24 protein-coding genes are annotated in these 23405 nt (G+C 69.4%); 7 read left to right on the top strand and 17 right to left on the bottom strand.

Annotated features, from left to right (window positions below; genetic code table 11):
- The first annotated feature begins 48 nt into the window (after positions 1-48).
- The 4 genes from MHY20_RS02070 to MHY20_RS02055 are packed head-to-tail and all read left to right on the top strand — an operon-like array spanning position 49 to position 3948.
- Complete coding sequence (locus tag MHY20_RS02070; RefSeq protein ID WP_239374269.1) at positions 49-834, top strand: (Fe-S)-binding protein; 786 nt, start codon at positions 49-51, stop codon at positions 832-834.
- The gene (locus MHY20_RS02065) at positions 831-2357 is read left to right on the top strand and encodes a LutB/LldF family L-lactate oxidation iron-sulfur protein (protein ID WP_239374266.1); all 1527 of its coding nucleotides are present in this window, start codon (positions 831-833) and stop codon (positions 2355-2357) included. Before MHY20_RS02070 ends, MHY20_RS02065 begins: the two co-directional genes overlap by 4 nt.
- Complete coding sequence (locus MHY20_RS02060) at positions 2354-3040, top strand: LUD domain-containing protein (protein ID WP_239374263.1); 687 nt, start codon at positions 2354-2356, stop codon at positions 3038-3040. Before MHY20_RS02065 ends, MHY20_RS02060 begins: the two co-directional genes overlap by 4 nt.
- Positions 3037-3948, top strand: coding sequence for a galactose mutarotase (locus tag MHY20_RS02055; RefSeq protein WP_239374260.1), 912 nt, complete (start codon positions 3037-3039; stop codon positions 3946-3948). Before MHY20_RS02060 ends, MHY20_RS02055 begins: the two co-directional genes overlap by 4 nt.
- A gap of 42 nt (positions 3949-3990) precedes the next feature.
- Here MHY20_RS02055 and MHY20_RS02050 read toward each other — a convergent pair whose 3' ends face one another.
- The 15 genes from MHY20_RS02050 to dacB form a co-directional block, all read right to left on the bottom strand.
- Positions 3991-4326, bottom strand: a complete 336-nt coding sequence (locus tag MHY20_RS02050; protein WP_275436397.1) for an Lsr2 family protein — start codon at positions 4324-4326, stop codon at positions 3991-3993.
- 111 nt (positions 4327-4437) lie between these two features.
- Complete coding sequence (locus MHY20_RS02045; RefSeq protein WP_239374256.1) at positions 4438-4635, bottom strand: hypothetical protein; 198 nt, start codon at positions 4633-4635, stop codon at positions 4438-4440.
- Positions 4636-4637: 2 nt separating this feature from the next.
- The gene (gene lysS / locus MHY20_RS02040) at positions 4638-6143 is read right to left on the bottom strand and encodes a lysine--tRNA ligase (protein WP_239374254.1); all 1506 of its coding nucleotides are present in this window, start codon (positions 6141-6143) and stop codon (positions 4638-4640) included.
- 96 nt (positions 6144-6239) lie between these two features.
- Entirely contained in the window at positions 6240-7076 is an 837-nt protein-coding gene (gene panC / locus MHY20_RS02035) for a pantoate--beta-alanine ligase (RefSeq protein ID WP_239374252.1), read from the bottom strand.
- Entirely contained in the window at positions 7073-7981 is a 909-nt protein-coding gene (locus MHY20_RS02030) for a DUF2520 domain-containing protein (RefSeq protein WP_239374250.1), read from the bottom strand. Before MHY20_RS02030 ends, panC begins: the two co-directional genes overlap by 4 nt.
- Complete coding sequence (locus tag MHY20_RS02025) at positions 7978-9585, bottom strand: PH domain-containing protein (protein WP_239374248.1); 1608 nt, start codon at positions 9583-9585, stop codon at positions 7978-7980. The genes MHY20_RS02030 and MHY20_RS02025 overlap by 4 nt, the downstream gene beginning before the upstream one ends.
- Positions 9585-10085, bottom strand: coding sequence for a PH domain-containing protein (locus MHY20_RS02020; protein ID WP_239374246.1), 501 nt, complete (start codon positions 10083-10085; stop codon positions 9585-9587). The genes MHY20_RS02025 and MHY20_RS02020 overlap by 1 nt, the downstream gene beginning before the upstream one ends.
- A 71-nt stretch (positions 10086-10156) precedes the next feature.
- Positions 10157-10684, bottom strand: coding sequence for a DUF3180 domain-containing protein (locus MHY20_RS02015; protein WP_183374871.1), 528 nt, complete (start codon positions 10682-10684; stop codon positions 10157-10159).
- Between the two features lie 4 nt (positions 10685-10688).
- On the bottom strand, positions 10689-11681 hold the full coding sequence (gene folK, locus MHY20_RS02010; RefSeq protein ID WP_239374244.1) for a 2-amino-4-hydroxy-6-hydroxymethyldihydropteridine diphosphokinase: 993 nt from the start codon (positions 11679-11681) through the stop codon (positions 10689-10691).
- Positions 11674-12642, bottom strand: a complete 969-nt coding sequence (gene folP, locus MHY20_RS02005; protein ID WP_239374241.1) for a dihydropteroate synthase — start codon at positions 12640-12642, stop codon at positions 11674-11676. Before folP ends, folK begins: the two co-directional genes overlap by 8 nt.
- Positions 12642-13253 (bottom strand): GTP cyclohydrolase I FolE, encoded by a 612-nt coding sequence (gene folE / locus MHY20_RS02000; protein WP_239374238.1) that lies wholly within the window; start codon positions 13251-13253, stop codon positions 12642-12644. Before folE ends, folP begins: the two co-directional genes overlap by 1 nt.
- A 2-nt stretch (positions 13254-13255) precedes the next feature.
- Positions 13256-15280: an ATP-dependent zinc metalloprotease FtsH gene (gene ftsH, locus MHY20_RS01995; protein ID WP_183374877.1), complete on the bottom strand. Its 2025-nt coding sequence runs from the start codon at positions 15278-15280 to the stop codon at positions 13256-13258.
- 78 nt (positions 15281-15358) lie between these two features.
- Positions 15359-15913 carry a hypoxanthine phosphoribosyltransferase gene (gene hpt, locus MHY20_RS01990; protein ID WP_183374879.1) on the bottom strand — a complete coding sequence of 185 codons (555 nt, stop codon included), beginning with the start codon at positions 15911-15913 and terminating at the stop codon, positions 15359-15361.
- Positions 15910-17037, bottom strand: coding sequence for a tRNA lysidine(34) synthetase TilS (tilS, locus tag MHY20_RS01985; protein ID WP_239374235.1), 1128 nt, complete (start codon positions 17035-17037; stop codon positions 15910-15912). Before tilS ends, hpt begins: the two co-directional genes overlap by 4 nt.
- On the bottom strand, positions 17037-18584 hold the full coding sequence (dacB, locus tag MHY20_RS01980) for a D-alanyl-D-alanine carboxypeptidase/D-alanyl-D-alanine-endopeptidase (protein WP_239374232.1): 1548 nt from the start codon (positions 18582-18584) through the stop codon (positions 17037-17039). The genes tilS and dacB overlap by 1 nt, the downstream gene beginning before the upstream one ends.
- Before the next feature lie 124 nt (positions 18585-18708).
- On the opposite strand from dacB, the gene MHY20_RS01975 reads away from it, so the two are divergent.
- Positions 18709-19242 (top strand): inorganic diphosphatase, encoded by a 534-nt coding sequence (locus tag MHY20_RS01975; RefSeq protein ID WP_183374890.1) that lies wholly within the window; start codon positions 18709-18711, stop codon positions 19240-19242.
- 78 nt (positions 19243-19320) lie between these two features.
- On the opposite strand, the gene MHY20_RS01970 is transcribed toward MHY20_RS01975, so the two are convergent.
- Together MHY20_RS01970 and MHY20_RS01965 are read right to left on the bottom strand one after the other, a co-directional pair.
- Complete coding sequence (locus MHY20_RS01970; RefSeq protein WP_239374230.1) at positions 19321-20055, bottom strand: hypothetical protein; 735 nt, start codon at positions 20053-20055, stop codon at positions 19321-19323.
- Positions 20056-20110: 55 nt separating this feature from the next.
- Entirely contained in the window at positions 20111-20806 is a 696-nt protein-coding gene (locus tag MHY20_RS01965; RefSeq protein WP_239374228.1) for a peptide deformylase, read from the bottom strand.
- Between the two features lie 165 nt (positions 20807-20971).
- On the opposite strand from MHY20_RS01965, the gene ugpC reads away from it, so the two are divergent.
- The gene (gene ugpC, locus MHY20_RS01960) at positions 20972-22060 is read left to right on the top strand and encodes a sn-glycerol-3-phosphate ABC transporter ATP-binding protein UgpC (RefSeq protein ID WP_239374226.1); all 1089 of its coding nucleotides are present in this window, start codon (positions 20972-20974) and stop codon (positions 22058-22060) included.
- Between the two features lie 90 nt (positions 22061-22150).
- On the top strand, positions 22151-23392 hold the full coding sequence (locus MHY20_RS01955) for a DUF4032 domain-containing protein (RefSeq protein WP_239374224.1): 1242 nt from the start codon (positions 22151-22153) through the stop codon (positions 23390-23392).
- The last annotated feature ends 13 nt before the right edge of the window (positions 23393-23405 follow it).

Raw genomic sequence — 23405 nt, 5'->3', positions numbered from 1 at the left:
GCCGACCCCCGCGGCGCCCAGCGTCCGCACCCCCGTCGAGGAGGATCGATGAGAATCGCACTGATGGCCACCTGCCTGGCGGACGTGATGGCCCCCGATGTGGCCCGCTCCACCGTCGAGCTGCTGGAGCGGCTCGGCCACGAGGTCGTGTTCGACAAGCGGCAGACCTGCTGCGGACAGATGCACACCAACACCGGCTACTTCCGCGAGGCCGCGCCCGTGGTCCGGCAGTTCGTGGACGTTTTCGAACCGCAGCTGGAGGACGTGGACGCGATCGTGATGCCGTCGGGCTCCTGCGCCGGCGCCGTCCGCGACCAGCACGCCCTGGTGGCCCGCCGCGCCGGTGATGCCGACCTCGAGGAGCGCGCCGGCCGCGTCAGCGCGAAGACATACGAACTGTCCGAACTGCTCGTGGACGTGCTGAAGGTGACCGACGTGGGCGCGTACTTCCCCCACACCGTCACCTACCACCCCACCTGCCATTCGATGCGCTTCCTGAAGGTCGGTCCGCGCCCCCTGCGACTGCTGCGCGCCGTCGAGGGCATCACCGTGGTGAACCTGCCGGAGTCCGACACCTGCTGCGGCTTCGGCGGCACCTTCTCGGTGAAGAACGCGGAGACGTCCAACGCGATGGTCACCGACAAGGCGAACAACGTGGTGAAGTCCGGCGCCGACTTCGTGGTCGCCGGTGACGCCTCCTGCCTGATGAACATCGGCGGCAAGCTCGCCCGGCAGGGGCAGCGGCCACGGCCGATCCATCTGGCGCAGATCCTCAACAGCACGAAGGAGAACCCGTTCGTGCCGTCGTCGACTCTTCTGGGGAGGGCCTCATGACCACCGTGAACCTCGGAATGCCCCGGGTGCGCCCACCGTACGCCTCCGCCTCGTCGGCGCTGATGGGGGCCGACGGGTTCCGCGACGCCGCGAAGGGCGAACTGCAGGACGATCAGCTGCGCGCCAACCTCGCGCACGCCGCCGGAGGCATCCGCACCAAGCGCGCCAAGGCAGTGCGCGAACTGCGGGACTTCCAGCAGCTGCGCAGCGCCGGCAGTGCCCTGAAATGGCACGTCACCGACCACCTCCCGGAGCTGCTGGAGCAGTTCGAGGAGGCGTTCACCGCCGCCGGCGGCACGGTCCACTGGGCGCGCGACGCCGACGAGGCGAACCGCATCGTCACCTCCCTCGTCCGCGACGCGGGCAGTGAGAAGGTGCTGAAGGTGAAGTCGATGGCCACGCAGGAGATCCGCCTGAACGAGGCCCTCGCCGATGCCGGCATCACCGCCGTGGAGACGGACCTCGCCGAACTGATCGTGCAGCTCGCCGGGGACACGCCCAGCCACATCGTCGTGCCGGCGATCCACCGCAACCGTCGGCAGATCCAGCAGCTGTTCCGCGACCATCTCCCGGGCGCGCCCGCTGATCTCGGCGACGACCCGCAGGAGCTGACCGCGGCGGCGCGCCGTTTCCTGCGCGAGCAGTTCCTCGACATGGACACAGCCATCTGCGGCGCGAACTTCGCGGTCGCCGAGACCGGCACCCTGAGCATTGTCGAGTCCGAGGGCAACGGCCGCATGTGCCTGACCCTGCCGTCCACGCTGATCGCGGTGATGGGCATAGAGAAGCTCATCCCCACCTTCCAGGACCTCGAAGTGTTCCTGCAGCTCCTGCCGCGGTCCTCCACCGGTGAGCGGATGAACCCGTACACCACGATGTTCACCGGCACGCGGGCGGCCGACGGGCCCGAGAATCTGCACATCGTACTGCTGGACAACGGCCGCTCCGCGGTCCTGTCCGACCCGCACGGGCGGTCCGCTCTGCACTGCATCCGATGCTCCGCCTGCCTGAACGCCTGCCCCGTGTACGAACGCGCCGGCGGACACGCCTACGGCTCCACCTACCCCGGCCCCATCGGCGCGATCCTCTCACCCCAGATGACCGGGATGGAGGGCGAGGACAATCCGAACGCCACCCTGCCGTACGCATCCTCGCTCTGCGGCGCCTGCTACGACGTGTGCCCCGTGAAGATCAACATTCCTGAGATCCTCGTGCACCTGCGCTCCCGCGATGTCGACGAGCGCGCCGAGGCCGGCGCCAAGCGCAACCAGTGGGATGCGGCGATGGCCGGGGCGTCGAAGCTGATGAGCAGCCCCGGCACCTACGACGCCGTTGTCCGCGCCTCCGCCCTCATCGGCCGCGCGAAGCCCCGCGGCAACTTCTCAAACCTGCCGCTGCCGATGATCGGTGACTGGACGCAGTTCCGCGACCTGCCCGTTCCCCGCGAGTCGTTCCGGTCCTGGTATACGAAGAGGGAGAAGGCTCGGCGCAGCGCCGACGCCTCGAACAAGGAGCAGAAGTGAGCGACGCGAAGACCGAGATCCTGCAGCGCCTGCGCACCGCTCTGGACCAGCCCCGACCGAATCCGATCACCGCGATCGAGGACGTCCCCCGCGACTACCAGGGCCCCGACGCGAAGGCGGAGACCACCACCGGCATCGACAAGGTCCTCGCCGCGCTGACGAAGACCCTCACCGAGTACGGGGCGGGCGTGCAGATGGTGGAGGAGGCCGATGTCGCCGACACCATCGCCGAGCTGCTCGATGAGGGCGCCGTCGCCGTGCACGCCCCTGACCTGCCGGAGGCGTGGCTGCCGTCCGCGCAGGCGCAGCTGGTGGCGGACCACGGCTCGTTGGACGCCCGCTCCCTCGATGATGTGGACGCCGTCATCACCGGCTGCCACACCGCCATCGCCATGACCGGCACTCTTGCGCTGAAGGACGACGGCATCGGCGGCCGCCGCATCATCTCCCTCATCCCGGATCATCACATCGTCGTGGTCCGGCCCGAGGACACGGTCGTGGGTGTGCCGGCGTGCGTGCAGCGGATGCGTGAGGATGACCCGTCGGCCGCGTGGACCTGGATCTCCGGCCCCAGCGCCACCAGCGACATCGAACTGGAGCGCGTGGACGGCGTGCACGGACCGCGCCGTCTCGACGTGGTGCTGATCGCCCCGCCCGCGCAGGGCGACCAGGACGCCTCATGACCGGCACTGCTTCCACCCCGTTCACCGGTGAGCTGATCGACCTGGCCGCCGGTGACTACCGCGCCCGCATCGCCGCCGTCGGCGCCGCCGTCCAGTCGCTCACCCTCGCCGGCCGCGACCTCATCCTCCCAGCCCCGGTGGATGCTCCCAACGCGGAGTACCGCGGAGCGCTGGTGGCGCCCTGGCCGAACCGGCTGGCCGACGGGGACTACACGTGGCACGGCGCCGACCACCACGTGCCCGTCACCGAAGCATCCACCCACACCGCCCTGCACGGCCTGACCTGCTTCACCGCCTTCACCGTACGGGAGCGAGCGGCGGATCGAGCAGCGCTTCACCTGGACCTGGTGCCGAGCCCCGGCTACCCGTTCCCGCTCAGCATCGACGTCGAGCACATCCTCCACGAGGAGCAGGGTCTGACCACCCGCGTAACGGCGCACCACATCGACGTCTCCCTCGGGGGCGGCGCACCCGCCCCCTACGGGGTGTGCCCCCACCCGTACCTCGTCGCCGGAACGGATGATGCCGCCTGCTGGTCCCTGGACCTGCCGGCGCGCCGCGTGCTCGCTGTGGATGACCGCAAGCTGCCCGCCGAGCTCCTGCCCGCTTCGGCGCTGCTCGGCGCCGAAGCGGCGGACGGCGCCCTGGCGCTCGCCGACGCTGCCCTCGACCATGCGTTCACGGACCTCACCGGGGGCCGGGTCGCTGTCCACTCCCCTGCCGGCACCGGCGCGGCGATCGCCTTCGATCACTCGCGCCTGCCCTGGGTGCAGGTGTACACCTCCGGCACCGCCGTGGCGGTGGAACCGATGACGTGCCCGCCGAACGCGTTCGCGACCGGCACCGACGTGATCGCGATCGATGCGGGAGACACTGTCCTGCACGAATGGACGATCGACGGCTGGTGATGCGGCGGGCCGACGGCACTCGCCGCCGTCGCCGACGTCAGATCAGCTGCCGTTGGCCGCGTGGTAGGCCTCGCGGATCTCAGCGGCGATGCGGCCGCGGTCGGACACGCGGTAGCCGTTCTCGCGGGCCCACTCGCGGATCTTCGCGGTCTCCTTCGCGGTGGTCGGTGCACCGGAGGACCGGCGTGCACGCCCGCCGACGCGACGCGCCGACGCGATCCACAGTCCGAATTCGCGGTGGAGCTTGTCCACGTTCTCCTCGGACAGATCGATTTCGTAGTTCACGCCCTGAAGCGAGAAGTTGATGGTGTCCACTGCCTTGGAGCCGTCGATGTCATCGATGAGCTCCACAATCGTCTTACGTGCCACAGTCGTCATTCCTTTGCGCAGGGGATCGTCTAACGCCCCCAGGCTATTCCCTCACCTAGTGAATATCAAGAATAGAGGTGAACAATTCGCTGAATGAATGGCGATCTATTCGGATGCGGTCTATTCTCGCCCTTCAGGCGCCGGGCTCTGAGACGACGAATCGGGTGAACCGTGATGGAGCTCCCATTCGCGTTCCGCTTCCCGCTCCGCGGCGCGCTGACCGCGGTCCGCGCGGACGATCGACCGCAGCACGAACCAGAACAGCAGGCCCACACCGATCGACGGCACCAGGGCCCCGAGCTCGAACCAGATGTCCATCGTCACTTCACCAGCGGGAACAGGATCGTCTCACGCACACCCAGGCCGGTGAGCGCCATCAGCAGTCGGTCCATGCCCATGCCCATGCCGCCGGTGGGCGGCAGCGCGTACTCCATCGCCTCGAGGAAGTCCTCGTCCAGGCGCATCGCCTCATCGTCGCCCTGAGCCGCCAGGCGGGCCTGCTGCTCGAAGCGCTCACGCTGCACCACCGGGTCGATCAGCTCGGAGTAGGCGGTGGCGAGCTCGAAGCCGCGCACATACAGGTCCCACTTCTCCACCACGCCGTCCTTCGAGCGGTGCGCACGAGTCAGGGGCGAGGTCTCCGTCGGGAAGTCCATCACGAAGGTCGGCTCATACAGGTCGTCCTCGGCGAGGTGCTCGAACAGCTCCTCCACCAGTTTGCCGTGGCCGTACTTCGGGTGGTCGAGATCCAGGTCGAGCTCGCGGGCGATCGCGCGCAGCTCATCGACAGTCGTGGACGGGGTGATGTCCCGACCCAGCCTTTCGCTGACCGTTTCGTACATGCCGATGCGCTTCCATTCACCACCGAAGTCGTATTCGGTGCCATCGGCCAGGGTGACGGTGGTGGAGCCGAAAGCGTCCAGAGCGGCCTGCTGCACGAGATTCTGCGTCAGGTCCGCCATCGTGTTGTAGTCGGCATAGGCCTGGTAGGCCTCGAGCATGGAGAATTCCGGGGCGTGAGTGGAATCGGCGCCCTCATTGCGGAAGTTGCGGTTGATCTCGAAGACCTTCTCCATTCCGCCGACGGCTGCGCGCTTGAGGAACAGTTCGGGTGCGATCCGCAGGAACAGTTCCATGTCGTAGGCATTCATATGCGTCACGAATGGGCGGGCGGCGGCGCCCGATGGAACGGCCTGCAGCATGGGGGTCTCCACCTCCATGTAGCCGCGGTTGTGGAAGTTGTTGCGCAGCGACCACATGACATCGGCGCGCAGCTTCGCGGTGGCCCGAGCCTGCTCGCGGACGATCAGGTCCACGTAGCGGCGGCGCACCCGCGACTCCTCGGAGAGGTCGGCGAACAGCACCGGCAGGGGCCGCATCGCCTTGGCGGCCATGGTCCATTCGGTGGCGAACACGGACAGCTCGCCGCGACGGGACTTCCCGATCGGGCCTTCGAAGAACACGTGGTCGCCGAGGTCCACATCGGCCTTGTACTGGGCGAAGCGCTCCTGACCCACCTTCGCGAGGGACAGCATCACCTGCAGGCGTTCGCCGGAACCGGCCTGGATGGTGGCGAAGCACAGCTTGCCGGTGTTGCGCTGGAAGACGACTCGGCCGGCGACGGCGACGACCGTGTCGGTCTCCTCGCCGTCCTCGAGGTCGGCGTACGTCGCCCGCACGTCCTCGATGGTGTCCTTGACCGGCACGGAGACGGGGTACGCCTCCTCCCCGCGGTCCAGGAGTCGCTGCCGCTTGGCGCGGCGCACACTGATCTGGTCGTTGGTGCTCTCTGCTTCTGCCTGGGGGGCGTTCTGGTCAGTCGTCATGGGGTCATTGTCTCAGCTTCCCCGAGCGGACCCATGCAGGGGTGAGCGACGCGGCACGGTGAGTGTGCGCACCTTCACCCGCCGCGCACCGAGTGGTCAGGTGCCGACGGTGATCTCAGCGTTGTCGAGCAGGCGCACGCCCTGCACCCGCGCCGCGACGATCACGACCGCGTCCCCGGTGAAGGACGAGTCGATCGGCTCGAAGGTGGCGGGGTCGACCGCTTCGGCGTAGTCCCACTGGACGTCAGTGCTGCTGGTGGCGCGCGCCTGTTCGAGAGCGTGCAGCAGCTCGGGGGCCGGCATCCGTCGGCCGCTCAGATCCTTCAGCAGGCCGGACAGAGCCAGCGCGTGCCAGCGTCCGTCCTCGTCGAGGTAGGCGTTGCGGGAGGAGCGGGCGAGGCCGGAGCCCTCCCGGGAGATGGGGGCGGGGATGATGTCGACGGGAACGTTAAAGTCCCGGACGAGGCGGCGGATGACGGCGAGCTGCTGCGCGTCCTTCTGCCCGAACACGGCGATGTCGGGCCGGATGATGATGAACAGCTTCAGCACCACGGTGGCGACGCCGTTGAAGTGCCCCGGGCGCATGGCGCCTTCGAAGACGGTGCCGATGCGCCCCACGTCCACCTGGAACGGCTCCTCGGCGGGGTACATCTCCTCGGCGCTGGGGGCGAAGAGGTAGTCGGCGAGGCCGTCGACCTTCGCGAGGTCGCCGTCGAGGTCGCGGGGGTAGCGGTCGTAGTCCTCGTTCGGACCGAACTGCAGGGGATTGACGAAGTCGGAGACGATGAGGACGTCGGACTGCTCGCGGGCGCGGCGCATCAGGGTGAGGTGCCCGTCGTGCAGGGAGCCCATGGTGGGCACGAGGCCCACCCGGCCGGTGAGGGAGGCGCGGATGTCGCGCATCTCGGCGATGGTGGTGATCAGGCGGGTCACTCGGGGTCCTCCGTGGTGTCTGTTCCCGTGGCGGGGTCGGTGTCGGCGAGCAGCCGGGCGATGGTGCGCTTCTTCGGCTCGTCCAGGTCGGTGAGGGCGAGCGCGCCGGCGGCGAGGGCCCGGTAAGTGCGGTCCACCTCCGGGCGGCGCATCTCTCGGATGGCGTCGAGGTGCTCGCCGACGGTGCCGGCGTCTCCGCGCATGACGGGCCCGGTGAGGGCGGCGGGGCCGGTGCGGAGGGTCTCATCGAGTGCGGCGTGCAGCAGCGGGGAGACGAGACGGGCGGGGTCCTCCACCCCGAGCTCGTCCAGGATGGACAGCACCTGGTTGACCAGGACGACGAGGTGGTTGGAGCCGTGGGCGAGGGCCATGTGGTAGGCACCGCGGTCCGCTTCACCGATCTCCACGGGTTCGCCCTCCATCTCGACGACGAGCGCTTTGGCGATCGGCAGGAACATGGGGGCGGCGGTGACGGCCCAGGGGCAGCCGATGAGGCGCTTGAGGTCGAGGGACATCCCGGTGAACGTCATCGCGGGGTGAAGGGCCAGCGTGATCGCGCCCTTCTCCTGCAGGGGCTTCAGCACCTCGATGCCGTAGCGGCCGGAAGTGTGGGCGATGATCTGACCGCCGGGAACGACCCCGGCGGTCGCGAGTCCTTCGGCGAGGTCGGCGAGGGCGTCGTCGGGCACCGCGAGGACCACCAGTTCGCTTCGTTCCAGGATGGTGGGCGCATCGAGGATGGGGATGCCGGGCAGCAGGTCGTCGGCGCGCTGCCGGGAGGCGTCGCTGACGGCGGCGACCCCGGTGATGGCGTGACCGGCGGCGCGCAGCGCGGAGCCGACGACGGCGCCGACCCGACCGGCGCTGATGATGCCGACGCCCATGCGGTGTCCTGGTGTGCTCACGCCTCCACGGTAGCGCGCGCACCGGACCGGCGGGGACGCGCCCACTGCTCGCGGTGAGCGAGACGACGCCTCGTCGCCGCATCGTTGTGCAGGACGGGCAGGAGCCGCAGGGCGTCAGCGGTCGGCAGGGTGAGCACCTCGGAGTCGTCGGCAGTGGTGACCCTGAGCGGCAGGAGCCCGATGCGGCGGTCGATGGGGCCCTCGAGGGCTTCGACCGTCTGGATCCGGTCCCGGGGGATGATGCGGATCCGCTTGACGAGGGTTCCGCTGCGCACCAGCACAGCATGGGGCGTCAGCATGACGCTGGTGAACCGGCGTCCGAGCGGGAACAGCCAATGGTCGGGGCGGATGCCGGGCAGCTCGGCGGCTGGGACGCGCAGCATGCGGGTGAGCATGGCGACGTCGTCCTCGGCGGAGGTCTCGGCAGCAGCATCCGCAGCGACATCCTCCGGGCCGGGGCCGCCTGCGCCCCATGCTTCAGGGGGAATGGGGAGGCCGACGGGTGCCAGCATGTGGTCGATGCTGCGCACCAGTTCATCGCCGGTGCCGACGGGAAGGATCGCGCCGTTCTCGTCGCCGTCCTCCGCTCCGGCGGTGGCCACATCCATCTGCACCCAGGCGGGGTCCCGCCACAGGAGGGGCTGGCGCAGGGTGGCGGTCTGGATCCGGTCAGCGGAGAGGTTGTCGGAGCGGGTGGTGAACAGGCCGCGCCGGGCGCGCAGGCCGGCGTCGGTGGAGCGGGAGGTGAAGCCCCAGCCCTTTTCGATGCGGTCGAGGATCAGCTTCGGTCCGGCGATGACCGCGGTGAGAACCGGGATCAGCGCGCGCATGCTGAATCCGTCGAGGACCATCGCCGTGATGGGGCCGATGGCGACCAGCACGGTGAGAATCGGCACGAACCACATGAACGGGTCGCGCATCAGTGCGTGCAGGAGCCGCTGGGTGGGCATCTGGGCGAGCAGGGTGCCGGTGGTGACGCCGTCGAGCAGGGTGCCGCGGATCCGGTCCGCGGTGCTGGCCTGCTCCTGTTCCTCGGGATCGGTGCCCGGCAGCTCCGGCACCGACTCGGCATCGGCGTCGTCGGAGGACGAAGCCGCGATCTGCAGGATCCGTCGGCGCACCTCCTCCGCGCGGGCGGAGGAGAGGTAGGTGAGGTCCAGGTGGGAATCGCCGCCGCCGACGAGCTCCACCCGCACCTTCGCCAGACCCAGCAGGCGCGGAACCAGCGGCCGGTGGATGGAGACGGAGTCGATGCGTCCGCGGGGCGCGGTGCGGCGCGTGGTGGTGATGAACCGGGACCGCAGGAAGACCCCGTCGGGCACCACAGCGTAGGCGGTGAGGCGCCACCTGATGAACGACCCGGCGACGAACAGCAGAACGACGCCCGCGAGGATGCCGAGGGCGATCAGCAGGCGGGTGAGGGTGAACTCGTCGATCAGCTCGCTGATGTTCTGTGCGGTGAGGATCGCGATGGCGCCGGCCACCACCTGCCAGCCCGTCAGCAGCGGGGTGAGCGGGTGCAGGCGCTGGAACTCGGTGTCCGGCGGGTCCTGGCGCTGCTCGGCGAGCTGCTCCGGAGTGTCCGGGGCGGTCTCCTCGGCCATCACAGCGCCGCCATCTGCTCGGCGGCTTCGCGCAGGATCACCGCGCGCAGATGCTCGGACTGCGCCTTCTCCAGACCGGGGATGGTGATGTCGCTTCCGGCGGTCTTCACCGTGATGGTGGACAGGCCGTAGCGGCGCTCGATGGGTCCCTCGTCGATCTCGATGTCCTGCACGCGTCCGAACGGCACCGCCTCGATGCTGCGGAACATGATGCCGGTGCGCAGCAGAACGTCGTGCTCGCGGACCGCGTAGGCGATGGCGCGGGTGCGTCGACCGAGCAGCAGAACGGACTGCGCCACCAGCAGGTAGAGCGGAAGCGCGAACAGGTGGGTCCACCAGGGCCACTCGAGCCAGGCGCACAGGACGTTCCAGCCTGCGGCGAGAGCGAGGACGATCAGCCACCAGATGAGGCCGGAGACGCGGCGGGCGGCGAGGAGCTTCGGGGACACGGGCGTGAGGGTGTGGTCCTCGCCCGGGAGGGGGATCGCGGAGCGGGTCATGCGGCCATCATGTCACCGCTGACGGCGGCTCCCCTCCTCCGATGGTCGAAGAGAGTGCCGACGTGCGTCGCTCAGGCCGGTGGGGCGTCCGAGACGGTGGGTGAGGGCCCCTCTGTCTCGGCGTCGCCCTCCTCCGGCGGCAGCTTGCCCCACCGTTCAGCGATGAATCCGACGATCGCGAGGACGGCGGCGCTGAGAGCGGCGAACCCAGTGGGCAGCAGCGCCCCGGTGAGGGTGCCCGTTCCGTTGATCAGCAGGAACACCAGTTCTCCTCCGAAGAATCCGGCGACGAGGGACCCGGTGATGATGGCGGCGCGGGCGAACAGCAGAGTGCGGAACGCGGTCACCATGTCGAGTTCGTGGCGGCGCGGCGCTGCGGTGTGCTCGCGTCGGCGCTCCTCGCATTCCACCATGTAGCGCCGCACCCGCAGCGCGAAGGTGAGGAGGACACCGGCGAGGGCGAGCATGGTGAGACCGGACATCCAGCCCGGCAGCGGCAGCGGCTGCCCGGCGGAGCCCAGCAGGTGGCCGAGGCCGAGCCCGAGAGCGGCAGCGATCAGCAGCAACCAGATCGCCGTGGTGACCGGGGTGGCTCGCACGCGCTCAGCCGTCCTCGGTCGGCGCTGGGGCGCTGTGCGCGGGCCCACCGGCGGGGGCCGACGGGTACCCGACCACCTCGATCCCGGGACGGATGCCGTCCCGGTCCTGGGCATCGGCGAGCAGATCCGGCACTCCGCGGCTGCGGCCCGGCAGGGTGATGGGTGTGCCGAGGCGCTCCTCGAGGTCAGCGAGGGGATGCAGCACGAATGCTCGCTCGTGGGCGCGGGGGTGCGGGAGGGTCAGCGCCGGGTCGTTCAGCTGGAGCTCACCCCAGGTGATGACGTCGACGTCCAGGGTGCGCGGTCCCCAGCGGACGATGCGCCGGCGCTGCGCGACCTGTTCGATGTGCTGGGCGAGGTCGAGCAGCTGCCATGGGCTGAGGGTGGTGTCCACGGCGATGGCGGCGTTGAGGAAGCTGTCCTGCTCCACCCCGCCGACGGGGTCCGTCTCGATTGTGGCGGACGCGGCCACCAGGTCGATGCCGTGGGCCCGTTCCAGCTCCTGCAGCGCCAGCTGCAGGTAGGCCGCGCGGTCCCCCATGTTGGAGCCGACGGCGAGGATCGCCCGCACCGGTGGGGCGTCCCGCTGGATCTGCACGAACACGGTGTCGAAGCGCATGTCGATCGGTGCGGTGGGCTTGTTGATGCGGACCTGGCAGGAGCGCACCATCGGGTGCTCTGCATGGATCCGCTCGGCGATGCGCGCCGCCAGTGCTTCGATGAGGTCCACGCTCGGGGAGTCGATGACGTCCTGGATGATCGCGGCGACGTCCGCGTAGGACACGGTGCGGTCCAGCGCGTCATCACGACCGGCGGAGCGGGTGTCCACCGACAGTCGGCAGTCGACGCGGAAGTCGTGGCCGTCGATCTTCTCCTGCTCCAGGACGCCGTGCGGGCCGTGAACGGTGAAGCCGTCCATGCCGATGACGTCCAGGGCCTCCGGCCGCCAGGCCGGCACCCCGTGGGAGAGGATCTGTTCACTGTTCAGCTCAGGCATCGGCGCCTCCGGCGATCTCGGCGGCACGGTGGGCCGACGGGTACTCGCCGTCGGCCAGGTGCGCATTGAACCCGTCGGCCTCCCCCACGCGGCCCTGCAGGGCGCTGACCACGCGGATGCCGGCGGCGGTGGCTGCGACATCGTGCACACGCACCGCCCAGGTGCCGCGGGCGGCGCACAGGGTGGAGATCGCCGCGGTGGCGGCGTCGCGGTCGCCGCCGAGGGCGGTGACGAAGCGCTTGCGGGACACCCCGACCAGCAGCGGCAGGCCCAGCTGCTCCAGAACGGCGAGCTCGCGCAGCAGGTCCCAGTTCTGCCGCCCCTTCTTCGAGAACCCGAATCCGGGGTCGAGGACGAGGGAGCCCTCCTCCACACCGGCGTCGCGGACGCGGTCGATCTGCTCGGAGAGTTCGCGGGCGACATCGCGAGCGACGTCCTCGTAGTCGGTCATGGCGTTCATGACGTCGCTGTGGCCGCGCCAGTGCATGCCGATGAACACCGGCGGGGCGCTGAGAGAGGTGCGCGCTGCGGCCACCACCGGTGCCATCTGCTCATCGGCGAGACCGGCGGAGACGTCGTTGACGATGAGGGCGCCGGCCTTCACGGACTCCTGAGCGACGGATGCGCGCATGGTGTCCACGCTGATCACGATGCCGCGCTCAGCGAGATCGCGGACCACGGGGATCACGCGGCGCAGCTCTTCGTCCTCGGTGACGCGCTCACCGCCGGGGCGGGTGGATTCGCCGCCGATGTCGATGATGTCGGCGCCGTCGGCGATGAGCTTCTCAGCGTGGGCGACCGCGTCACCGCGCTCGTTGTGGGCTCCGCCGTCGGAGAACGAATCCGGCGTCACGTTGAGCACGCCCATGGTGAGGGTGCGCCCGGCGTGCATCATCGCCTCCGGCAGTCCCTGCGGGGACGTCCAGGCGGGCGCCGATGCGGCATCGAGGAAGCCCGGCATCAGCGGCTGACCTGGCTGGTGATCAGCGACATCGCCTCTGCGCGGGTGGCCTCTTTCTTCAGCTGGCCGCGCACGGCGCTGGTGACGGTGGCCGAACGGGGCGAGCGGACGCCGCGCATCGACATGCACATGTGCTCGGCCTCCATCACCACGATCGCCCCGAGGGCGCTGATCTCCGACATGATGGCGTCCGCGATCTGGCTCGTAAGGCGCTCCTGCACCTGCGGGCGCGCCGCGTAGCCCTCGACCACGCGGGCGAGCTTCGACAGGCCCACCACCTTCCCGCTGGGGCCGGGGATGTACCCAACGTTCGCGGTGCCGTGGAACGGCAGCAGGTGGTGTTCGCACATCGAATAGAACGCGATGTCGCGGATGATGACCATCTCGTTGTGCTCAACATCGAACTGTCGCGCCAGGTGCTCCTTCGGGTCCTCGTGGAGGCCGCGGAACACTTCGGCGTACATGCGGGCGACCCGACCCGGGGTGTCCAGGAGTCCGTCGCGCTGGGGGTCCTCACCGACGGCGGCGAGGATCTCCTTCACCGCTGCTTCGATGCGGTCGAGGTCGACCGGCGACTCACCGGGGTTCGGGGTGCTCGGCTCGGTGGTCACGCTCACGCTCCTGGGATCGGGGGCTCGTCGCCGCCGGGCTGCGGCAGCTCGGGTGGGGTGGGGCTCAGCGGTTCGCCGGCGCCCTTGTTCTCGGTGCCGTCGGGCTCGCCGCTGATCTGCCCGGGTGCGCCGCCCACGAGGGGCTCGTGGAACACGGGCCGGGTGGAGGAGGACTGCCAGACCTCGCGCGGCGCGCGCTTCTTCACGTTCGCGAAGATGTCCGCGAGCTGGTGCTCGTCCAGGGTCTCCTTCTCCAGCAGCTCCTCCACGAGGCGGTCGAGGACATCGCGGTTCTCGCGGATGATCTGCCAGGCCTCATCGAGGGCGTTGTCGAGCAGGCGGCGGATCTCGTTGTCGATCAGCTCCGCGGTCTCCGGGGAGTAGCGCGGGCCCTGGCCCTGCTGCATGCCGACGAACACTTCGTCCTGGTCGCTGGCGAGCGCCACCTGGCCCACCACATCGCTCATACCGAGCTGGGTGACCATGGTGCGGGCGATCTTCGTGGCGTTCTGCAGGTCCGAGCTGGGGCCGGTGGTGACGTCGTGGAAGATGCCCTCCTCCACGGCGTACCCGCCCATCGCGTAGGCGAGGCGGTCCAGCAGCTCATTGCGGGACTGGTAGTTGCGGTCCTGGGTGGGGACCACCATCGTGTAGCCGCCGGCGCGGCCGCGCGGCAGGATCGTCACCTTCGTGACGGGGGCGGAGTTGTTCAGCGCCGCCGCCACGAGCGCGTGGCCGCCCTCATGGTAGGCGGTCATCTGGCGCTCGCGCTCCGTCATGACCTTCGAGTACCGCTGCGGACCCATGGAGACGCGGTCGATCGCCTCGTCCAGGGCGCGGTTGTCGATGATCTGGTTGCCGCTGCGGGCGGTCAGCAGCGCCGCCTCGTTGAGGACGTTCGCGAGGTCAGCGCCGGACATGCCGATGGAGCGGCGGGCGATGTTCTCGAAGTCGATGTCATCGGCGAAGGGCTTGCCCTTGGCGTGGACCTGGAGGATCTTCAGGCGGCCCTTGAGGTCGGGCGCCTCCACTGCGATCTGGCGGTCGAAGCGGCCGGGGCGCAGCAGCGCCGGGTCGAGGATGTCCACGCGGTTGGTGGCAGCGATGAGGATGACGTTCTGGTTCTCCTCGAAGCCGTCCATCTCCACGAGCATCTGGTTCAGGGTCTGCTCGCGCTCGTCGTGACCGCCGCCCATGCCGGCGCCGCGGTGGCGACCGACGGCGTCGATCTCATCGATGAAGATGATGGCGGGGGCGTTCTCCTTCGCGGTGGAGAACAGGTCGCGCACGCGCGAGGCGCCGACTCCGACGAACATCTCCACGAAGTCCGAACCGGAGATGGAGTAGAACGGCACGCCCGCCTCACCGGCGACGGCCTTGGCGATGAGAGTCTTACCCGTTCCCGGCGGGCCGTACAGCAGCACGCCCTTGGGGATCTTCGCCCCGACGGCCTGGTAGCGCTCCGGGGAGACGAGGAACTGCTTGATCTCGTCGAGCTCCTCGACCGCCTCCTGGGCACCGGCGACGTCCGCGAAGGTGACCTTCGGGGCCTCCTTGTTGAACAGCTTCGCCTTGGACTTGCCGAACTGCATGGCGCGGCCGCCGCCCTGGGCGTTCATGATGAGGAACCAGAACAGGCCGAGGAACAGCAGCAGCGGCAGGACGGAGAAGGCGAGGGTGGACAGCCAGGACGACCGCGCGATCTCGTCGGTGTAGCCCTTCTTCGGGGCGGCGTCCTCCACGGCCTTGACGACGGCGTCACCGCGGGCGGTGACGTACGGGAACTGGACCTTGGTGCCCTTGTCCTCGAACTCCTCGGTGAGGACGAGGTTCACCTGCTGCTGGTTGCCGTCGATGATCTCGGCCTGCTCGACCTTCTTGGAGTTCAGCAGCTCCAGGCCCTGCTGGGTGTCGATCTTCTGGTACCCGCCGGAGCCGAAAAGGCTGAACAGGAGGAAGGCGAGCACCGCGAGGGCGATGATCGCAACCGCCGCGGATGGGACGCGGGCCTTCTTTTTCTTTGCCATAGATGAAATGCGCTATTCCGATTCGTGGATGATGATGGGGCTACGGTAGCCGCCCGTGCTGGGCTCTGGCGAGTGGGATCAGTCCGTGTACGCCGAGGGCTTGAGAACCCCGATGTACGGCAGGTTCCGGTACTGTTCTGCGTGATCCAGGCCATAGCCCACAACGAACTCGTTGGGGATGTCGAAGCCGCAGAAGCGGACGTCGATGTCGACCTTGACGGCGTCGGGCTTGCGCAGCAGGGTGCAGATCTCCACGCTCTTGGGGCCGCGAGAGCGGAGGTTGGCGATCAGCCAGGAGAGGGTGAGCCCGGAGTCGATGATGTCCTCGACGATGAGGACGCGCCGACCGGTGATGTCCGCGTTGAGATCCTTGATGATGCGGACCACGCCGGAGGACTTGGTGCCGCTGCCGTAGGAGGACACGGCCATCCAGTCCATGTCGATCGGCAGGTCGATGCGGCGGGCGAGGTCGGCGACGATCATGACGGCGCCCTTGAGCACGCCGACGAGCAGGGGCGGCTCATCCTGGTACGCCTCCGCGATCTCGCGGCCGAGCTCGGCCACGCGGTCGGCGATCTGCTGTTCGGTCAGCAGGATGCTCTGCACATCCGGATGGTGGTCCTGGCTGGTCACGAAGGCCTCCGCTGGGTCGCTGCTGGGTGGGTGGTCACGAACAGGATGGCCCCGTTGGACCGATGCACATCGATCCTACCGGGTAGCGGGATCGGGCCCTGACCGCGGTATGCGGACAGCAGGGAGTCGGCGGCGAGCACCTGCCGGCGCAGGATCGACTTGTCCGACGGGTGCCCGCCGAGGCGGGCGGCCTCCACAGCGGCGAGCTTCAGCACCCGGGTGCGCAGGGCCCGCGCCAGCGGCGCGAGCGCGGTGGCGCTGAGGGCGAGCACGGTGCCGTCGGGGTCCTCGGCCGACGGATGCCGGCGAGCAGCGGTGAACTCCTCGGCGGCGAGGTCGTCGAGGACGTCGGCGTCATCGCGCAGGAGGTCCGCTGTGCGCACGAGCGCGGAGGTGACGTGCTCGCCCAGCACCTCCTGCAGCTGCGGCAGCGCGGCGGTGCGCACGGCGACGCGCAGCAGGTCCTGGTCCTCGTTCATGGGGTCGTCCCAGATGTCGAGGTCGAGCTGGTCGCAGATGGCGCGGGTGTCCTTGCGCCACAGCCCGGTGGTCTCATCGCGGCCGGTGCCGAGGAAGGGGCGGAGGATGCGGCCGCGCTCACGGGGAATGCCGGCCAGCGAGCGGGCGCCGGAGCCGCGGGCGAGCCCGAGCAGCACCTGTTCGGCCTGGTCGTCGAGGGTGTGGCCGAGCAGGACGGCGAGGGCCCCGGTGGCGTCGGCGATCTCATCGAGGGCGTCGAGGCGGGCGGTGCGGGCGCTCTGCTCCACTCCCCCGGGCGCATCCCGGTCGACCTGCACCCGTCGGACGGTCACCTGGTCGGCGCCGACTCGTTCGGCGGTGGTGCGGGCGCGCTCCGCCACGGAGGCGGAGTCGTCGGCGAGGCCGTGGTCGATGATGACGGCGTGAGTGCTCAGACCCAGCTTCCGGGCGCACCAGACGGCGGTGGCGAGCAGAGCAGTGGAGTCCGCGCCGCCGCTGAGGCCGACGATGATGCGGGCGGAGGCATCCGCCTGGTCGCCGTGGAGCGCGTGGTCGGTGCGGTCGGCGAGGTCGGTGAGGCGCTGCAGGAGCGCGGCGCGGACCGCTGTGCGGGCGCGCGCGATCTGCGGCGGCGGTCCCGTCATCAGGACTGCTCGCGGATCATCAGCGCGGCGGTGGTGTCCACGGCTGCGCGGGCGGCGTCCGCGTCCGCTCCGTCGAAGCCGTACACGACGATGGAGAAGCCGACCACGCGGCCGTCGGCGAGGGTGGTGACCCCGGTGAGGGAGGAGGTGCCGGCGAGGTACCCGGTCTTACCGCGGACGATGCCGCGCGCGTCGGTGACGGAGGAGGCTTCGAAGCGGTCGGCGAGGGTGCCCTCGAGCCCGCTGATGGGGACGAGGGTGAACACCTCGCGCACCGGGTCGGGCGCTTTGCCGGTGGACCAGGCGTTGAGTTCGGCCAGCAGACGCGGCGGGATGCGGTTGTCGGCGGAGAGGCCGGAGTTGTCGGCGATGCGGAGCCCGTCGGCATGCAGGCCCTCGTCACGGGCCAGCAGAATGATGTCCTCCTGGACGGCGTCGCGGGCGCCGGCGACTGTGGCCGGCTTGCCCTGCTCGGCGGCGACGAGGCGGCCGAGGACCTCCGCGGTGGTGTTGTCCGAGTGGATGAGGGTGTGGTGGATGAGGTCGCGGACGGGCGCGGACTGCACCTGGGCGATCTCAGCGGCGTCCTTCGGCACTGCGGCGCGGTTCGGCTCCCCGGTGACGGTGATGCCGTTCTTCTCCAGTTCGGCGCGGAACGCCGTGAGGGCGTCCTCCGAGGGGTTGGTGGACTTCGGTCCGTACGGTTCGCCGTCCAGGCGGCCGCCGTCGACCGCGATCGCGGTGATGGGGGCGACCCACCCACCGGAGGGCCCATTGCTGCCCCAGGCGGGGTTGACGGGATCGTCGGCGAACGCGGTGTCGTCGAGGTGCAGGGCTACGGATGTGACGCCCTGCTTCTTCAGGTCGTCGGCGGTGGCGCGGGCGAGGTCCGTGATGGAGGCGCGGGAGAGGTCCTCCTTCACCACCGGTTTCGACGCCGCGGACTCGGTGGTCAGCATCATGTCGCCGCCGCCGCGGAGGAACAGGTCCCCGCCCTTCAGATGGGTGGAGGTCGTCAGCCGGGAATCCAGGTCGATGTGGCGCGCCGCCGCGACGGACGTGAGCAGCTTCATGGTGGACGCTGGGACGCGTGCGGTGTCGCCGTCGTGCTCCGCGATGGTCTCCCCCGTGCGGGCGTCGACCACGCTGAAGGCGAGGTGGTTGTTGACCACGGGGATCTCGGCGGCGCGCATCATCGCGGCAGTGATCTGGTCGCCGGACACCGTCGGCTGGACAGCGTCCCCGGACGCATCGGCGCTGGGGTCGGCATCGGGGTCGGCGCTCGACTGACCTGCGGGAGCGCCCGAGCTGGGGTCGACGGGGGCGAGCGCCTTTGGGGCGGGCGGCGTCATCGTCTCCGCGGCGGCGGGTGGGTTGACCGGAGGGTGGCCGGAGGCGCGGTCGATCGTGATGACGCCCGGCAGAGCGTCCACGGCGTCGGCCAGTGCATAGAACCCGACGGGGACGGCAAGGCACAGACCCAGAGCTGCTGCGCGCACACTCCGCTTCATCCGCTCCCTCCCATCGAACGCGAACCCGTCGGGCATCACAGTAGCGGATCGGCGATGCTGCAGGCCGGCTGGGGATCACGGGGGTAGGGTGGACCCAATTGATGCGCCGGCCCTAGGTCGCGCGCCTGAGACCTTTTCCGTTGAGCCAATGGAGTCAGACGTGGAATTCGACGCAACGATCGAGATCCCCAAGGGGAATCGCAACAAGTATGAGGTGGAGCACCACACCGGGCGCATCCGCCTGGACCGCATGCTCTTCACCGCCACCCGCTACCCGGACGACTACGGGTTCATCGAAGGCACCCTCGGTGAGGACGGCGATCCCCTGGACGTCCTCGTTCTGCTGGAGGAGCCCACGTTCCCCGGCTGCCTGATCCGCTGCCGTGCGATCGGCATGTTCCGCATGCGCGATGAGGCCGGCGGTGACGACAAGATCCTCGCCGTCCCCGTCGAGGACAAGCGCCAGGTGCGCCGTCAGGAGCTGACCGACGTCTCCGAGTTCCACCGCCTGGAGATCCAGCACTTCTTCGAGGTCTACAAGGACCTCGAGCCGGGCAAGAGCGTGGAGGGCGCCCACTGGGAGGGCCGCTCCGCAGCCGAGGCGGAGATCCGCGCATCGTTCAAGCGCGCTGTCGAAGCGGGCCCTGAGCACTACAACGAGTACACCCCGAAGGAGTTCTTCGAGAAGGACTGATCTCTGTCCGGATCACCTGGTCCACGAGGCGGGCCCCCGATTGCACTGTGCAGTCGGGGGCCCGCTCGGCTCTGGGCGTCAGGGCGACGGTCGCTCGTCCTTCTTCGCGCCCTCGATGGTGGTGGTGTGGGCGTGGGAGAAGATCTCACGCGAGGCGTCGATGACGCTCTTGGCCACGGCGCGATTGCCGAATCCGCCGATCGCCGCGCCGAGGCCGAACGGGGCGAGGCGGCCCAGCCACACCCCGCCGAGGCGAGTCGCCGCCCGGCGCTGGATCCACTTCTTCACGCGTTTGTTGACCTGGGCCATGACGAAGTCGGGTGCGATGCCGTCCAGCACAGTGGACCACTGCGCCCCCTGCTTGCCGAGCGCCTTCGCAACGATCTCACTGCCGCGCTCACCGCCGATGATGCCGAGCGTGACCATGCGGCGGCGCTCCGGATCGGTCATGTCCACCCCGCGCACGCGCGCAACGGACAGGGCGAGGAAGGCGCATGCCTCGGCAAACGCGGCGCCTTCACCGGCGGTCAGCCCGACCGCCAGAGCGGTTCCCACGCCGGGCAGGGCGGCGGTTCCGCCGACGCCGGCGCCGGTCGCGGTGGCGAGGGTGAGGAACTGCTTCTCGATGCGCCGCACGACCTGATCATCGGTGAGCTCGGGGCGCTTGCGGCGGATGCCGTCGATGTACTTGTTCGCCAGCGGCGCCTGCAGGGCGAGCGCACGGTCGATCAGGGCGAAGTGGCGGTCGGCGATCTGGACGCCCGCCTCCTCGGGAGTCGGGATGTCCTTGCCTGCGTTCTTCGCAGCGGCCATGGGGTCTCCTTCCGGTGAGCCCTCTGCATGCCCAAAGGGGCGGGCTCAGCTGGTCTCAGGGCTGGGACGCGGGTCGGGTGTGGGCGACCTCACCGGGGTTGAGTTCGGTGATCGGGCCGGTCAGCCCGAGGTAGTCGACCGCGTCCGTCAGCTCCTCATAGTACGGAGCGTAGTCCTCCCAGATCATGGACCGATCCACGGCGCGGTCATGGCAGAGAATCCCGTCGAGGTGGTCGGCTTCGTGCTGGAAGATGCGGGCGGGCCACCCGGACCACACCTCGTCGAGGTCACGGCGGGACCCGTCGGCCCCGATGACGGTTCCGCGCACCCGCACCTGCTGGTGGCGCGGAACGATGGAGCGCCAGCCGTCCACGCTCAGGCACCCCTCCCATGCGTACACCACGGTCTCGCCGACTCCCTCGTACCGGGGGTTGGCGATGCAGTGCAGGGGCAGATCACGGCGCTCGAGGGGGTCCTCGCCCTCCTCCTCGTCGAAGCCGACGGAATCCTCCATCACCACGAGCCGCAGCGGCAGGCCGATCTGGGGCGCCGCCACACCGACGCCGGGCGCCTCGTGCATGGTGATGACCATGGCCCGCAGCAGGGCGGAGAGCTCGTCGGCATCGAGCTGATCGGTGAAGGCGGCGCTGGATGCCCGCAGAGCAGGGTGCCCGGCCTGGACGATCCGCAGCGGGTCGGCGGAGTCGTCGCGGCGGGAGAGGATCTTGGCGGTGAGGTCGCGCAGCTTCATGCCCCTGTTCTACCAGGCGAACATCTCCGCAGCCCGGCTGTGGAATGTCCCACATCCGGCGGAGAACCTGCGATACGATCACTGGACCTGCGACAACGAGGTTCGCAGGCTTCGCTTCACAACGGATCGTCCGGCACGTACCTGCCGGTGAAGGAGAACAGCCCCATGGCAACCGTGACCTATGACAGTGCCACCCGCATCTACCCGGGCAACGACAAGCCCTCGGTGGACAGCCTCAACATCGACATCGAGGACGGCGAGTTCCTCGTCCTCGTCGGCCCGTCGGGCTCGGGCAAGTCGACCGCTCTGCGCATGCTCGCCGGCCTCGAAGAGGTCAATGCCGGCCGCATCCTCATCGGCGACCGCGACGTCACCGACGTCCCGCCGAAGGACCGCGACATCGCCATGGTGTTCCAGAACTACGCGCTGTACCCCCACATGTCCGTGGCGGACAATATGGGCTTCGCACTGAAGATCCAGGGCAAGCCGAAGGCCGAGATCCGTGAGCGCGTCCGCGAGGCCGCCGAGATCCTCGACCTCACCGAGTACCTGGACCGCAAGCCGAAGGCCCTCTCCGGCGGTCAGCGCCAGCGTGTGGCCATGGGCCGCGCCATCGTCCGCAGCCCCCAGGTGTTCCTCATGGACGAGCCGCTGTCGAACCTCGATGCGAAGCTGCGCGTCTCCACCCGTACTCAGATCGCGTCCCTGCAGCGCCGCCTCGGCGTCACCACCGTGTACGTGACGCACGACCAGACCGAGGCCATGACCATGGGTGACCGCGTGGCCGTCCTGGACCACGGCATCCTGCAGCAGGTCGACACCCCGCGCACCATGTACGACCGCCCGGCGAACGTGTTCGTGGCCGGCTTCATCGGCTCCCCCGCCATGAACCTCATCGAGCAGCCGCTCTCCGAGGGCGGTGTGCAGTTCGGCGGCGCCCTCGTGCCGGTGGACCGCTCCACGCTCTCCCAGTCCTCGGACAACTCCGTCACCGTCGGTGTCCGCCCCGAGGATCTGGAGATCTCCCCGGAGGGCGAGGGCCTGCCGGTCGAGATCGACGTAGTCGAGGAGCTCGGCGCCGACGCCTACGTGTACGGCCGCCTCGCTGGTGAGAAGAACCCAACCGCGAAGCCGATCATCGCGCGCGTGGACGGCCGCACTCCCCCGCAGAAGGGTGAGACGGTCCACTTCCGCCCGAAGCAGAACCACGTGCACCTGTTCGATCTCAGCAGCGGCCTGCGCCTGGGCGACTGACCCGGCCCGACCGAAGGGCGAGGGGCGTGCATCCATCCGGGTGCGCGCCCCTCGTCATCACCGGACCCCGTGATGGGAGACAATGGACCCATGGCCGCCCTGGAGATCTCCGCTGCACGTCCCGATCCCGCCCTGCTGGATCTGCCGTGGCACCTCCCCTTGGCGGACTGGCCGGACGACCTTCTCGCCTCCCTCCCCCGCGGCATCTCCCGCCACGTGGTGCGGTTCGCCCGTGTCTCCGGGCGTGTGCTCGCCCTCAAGGAGATCACCGAGGACCTCGCCCGCAGCGAGTTCCGACTGCTGCGGCTGCTGGCGAAGATGAACATTCCAGCGGTGGAGTCCTTCGCCGTGGTGTCCGGCAGGGAGACGGTCGATGGCAGGCCCTTGGACGCGATCCTCATCACCCGCCACCTCCAGTACTCCCTGCCGTACCGTGCGCTGTTCTCTCAGGTGAATCAGCCGCAGACCGCGAGCCGTCTGCTCGATGCCCTTGCCGTGCTGCTGGTGCGCCTCCACCTCGCCGGCTTCTACTGGGGCGATGTGTCCCTGTCCAACACGCTGTTCCGCCGCGATGCCGGCTCCTTCGCCGCCTACCTCGTCGACGTCGAGACCGGGCAGCTGCACGAGACCCTCTCGCGCGGTCAGCGCGAATACGACCTCGACCTCGCCCGTACCAACATCATCGGAGAGATGTTCGACCTGCAGGCCGGGGAGAAGCTCGCCGATGACGTCGATGCGATCGAGATCGGTGACCAGCTGGTGCAGCGCTACCAGGTACTGTGGGCGACCCTCACCGAACGGGAGACGTTCAGCTCCGATGAGCGCTGGCGGGTCTCCGCCCGCATCGAGAAGCTCAACGAGCTCGGCTTCGACGTGGACGAACTCGACATCACCACCGACCTCGACGGCACCTCGGTCAGCATCCAGCCGAAGGTGGTGGACGCCGGTCACCATGCACGGCGTCTGCTGCGCCTGACCGGCATCGACGCGCAGGAGAACCAGGCTCGGCGCCTGCTGAACGACCTCGACCAGTACGCGGCCGAAACGGACCAGCAGGGCGAGGACGAGGACTTCGTGGCTCACGAATGGCTGCAGGAGTGCTACGAGCCGGTGGTGAGGGCGATTCCCCGGGCGATGCGCCGCAAACTGCAGGCGCCGGAGTTCTACCACGAACTGCTGGAGCATCGGTGGCACCTGTCGCAGCGCCTCGGACACGACGCGACGATGGACCAGACCGTTCAGGACTACATCCTCACCGTCCTGATCCACCGTCAGGATGAGCGGGCGCTGATCACCTCGGAGACGTCAGCGATCCCGATCTTCGAGGGCTGACGCCCCGCCGCCC

Origin of the sequence: Helcobacillus sp. ACRRO (assembly GCF_022347125.1) — a bacterium.
GTDB lineage: Bacteria > Actinomycetota > Actinomycetes > Actinomycetales > Dermabacteraceae > Helcobacillus > Helcobacillus massiliensis.
This window is presented reverse-complemented; position numbering and strand designations above follow the sequence as displayed.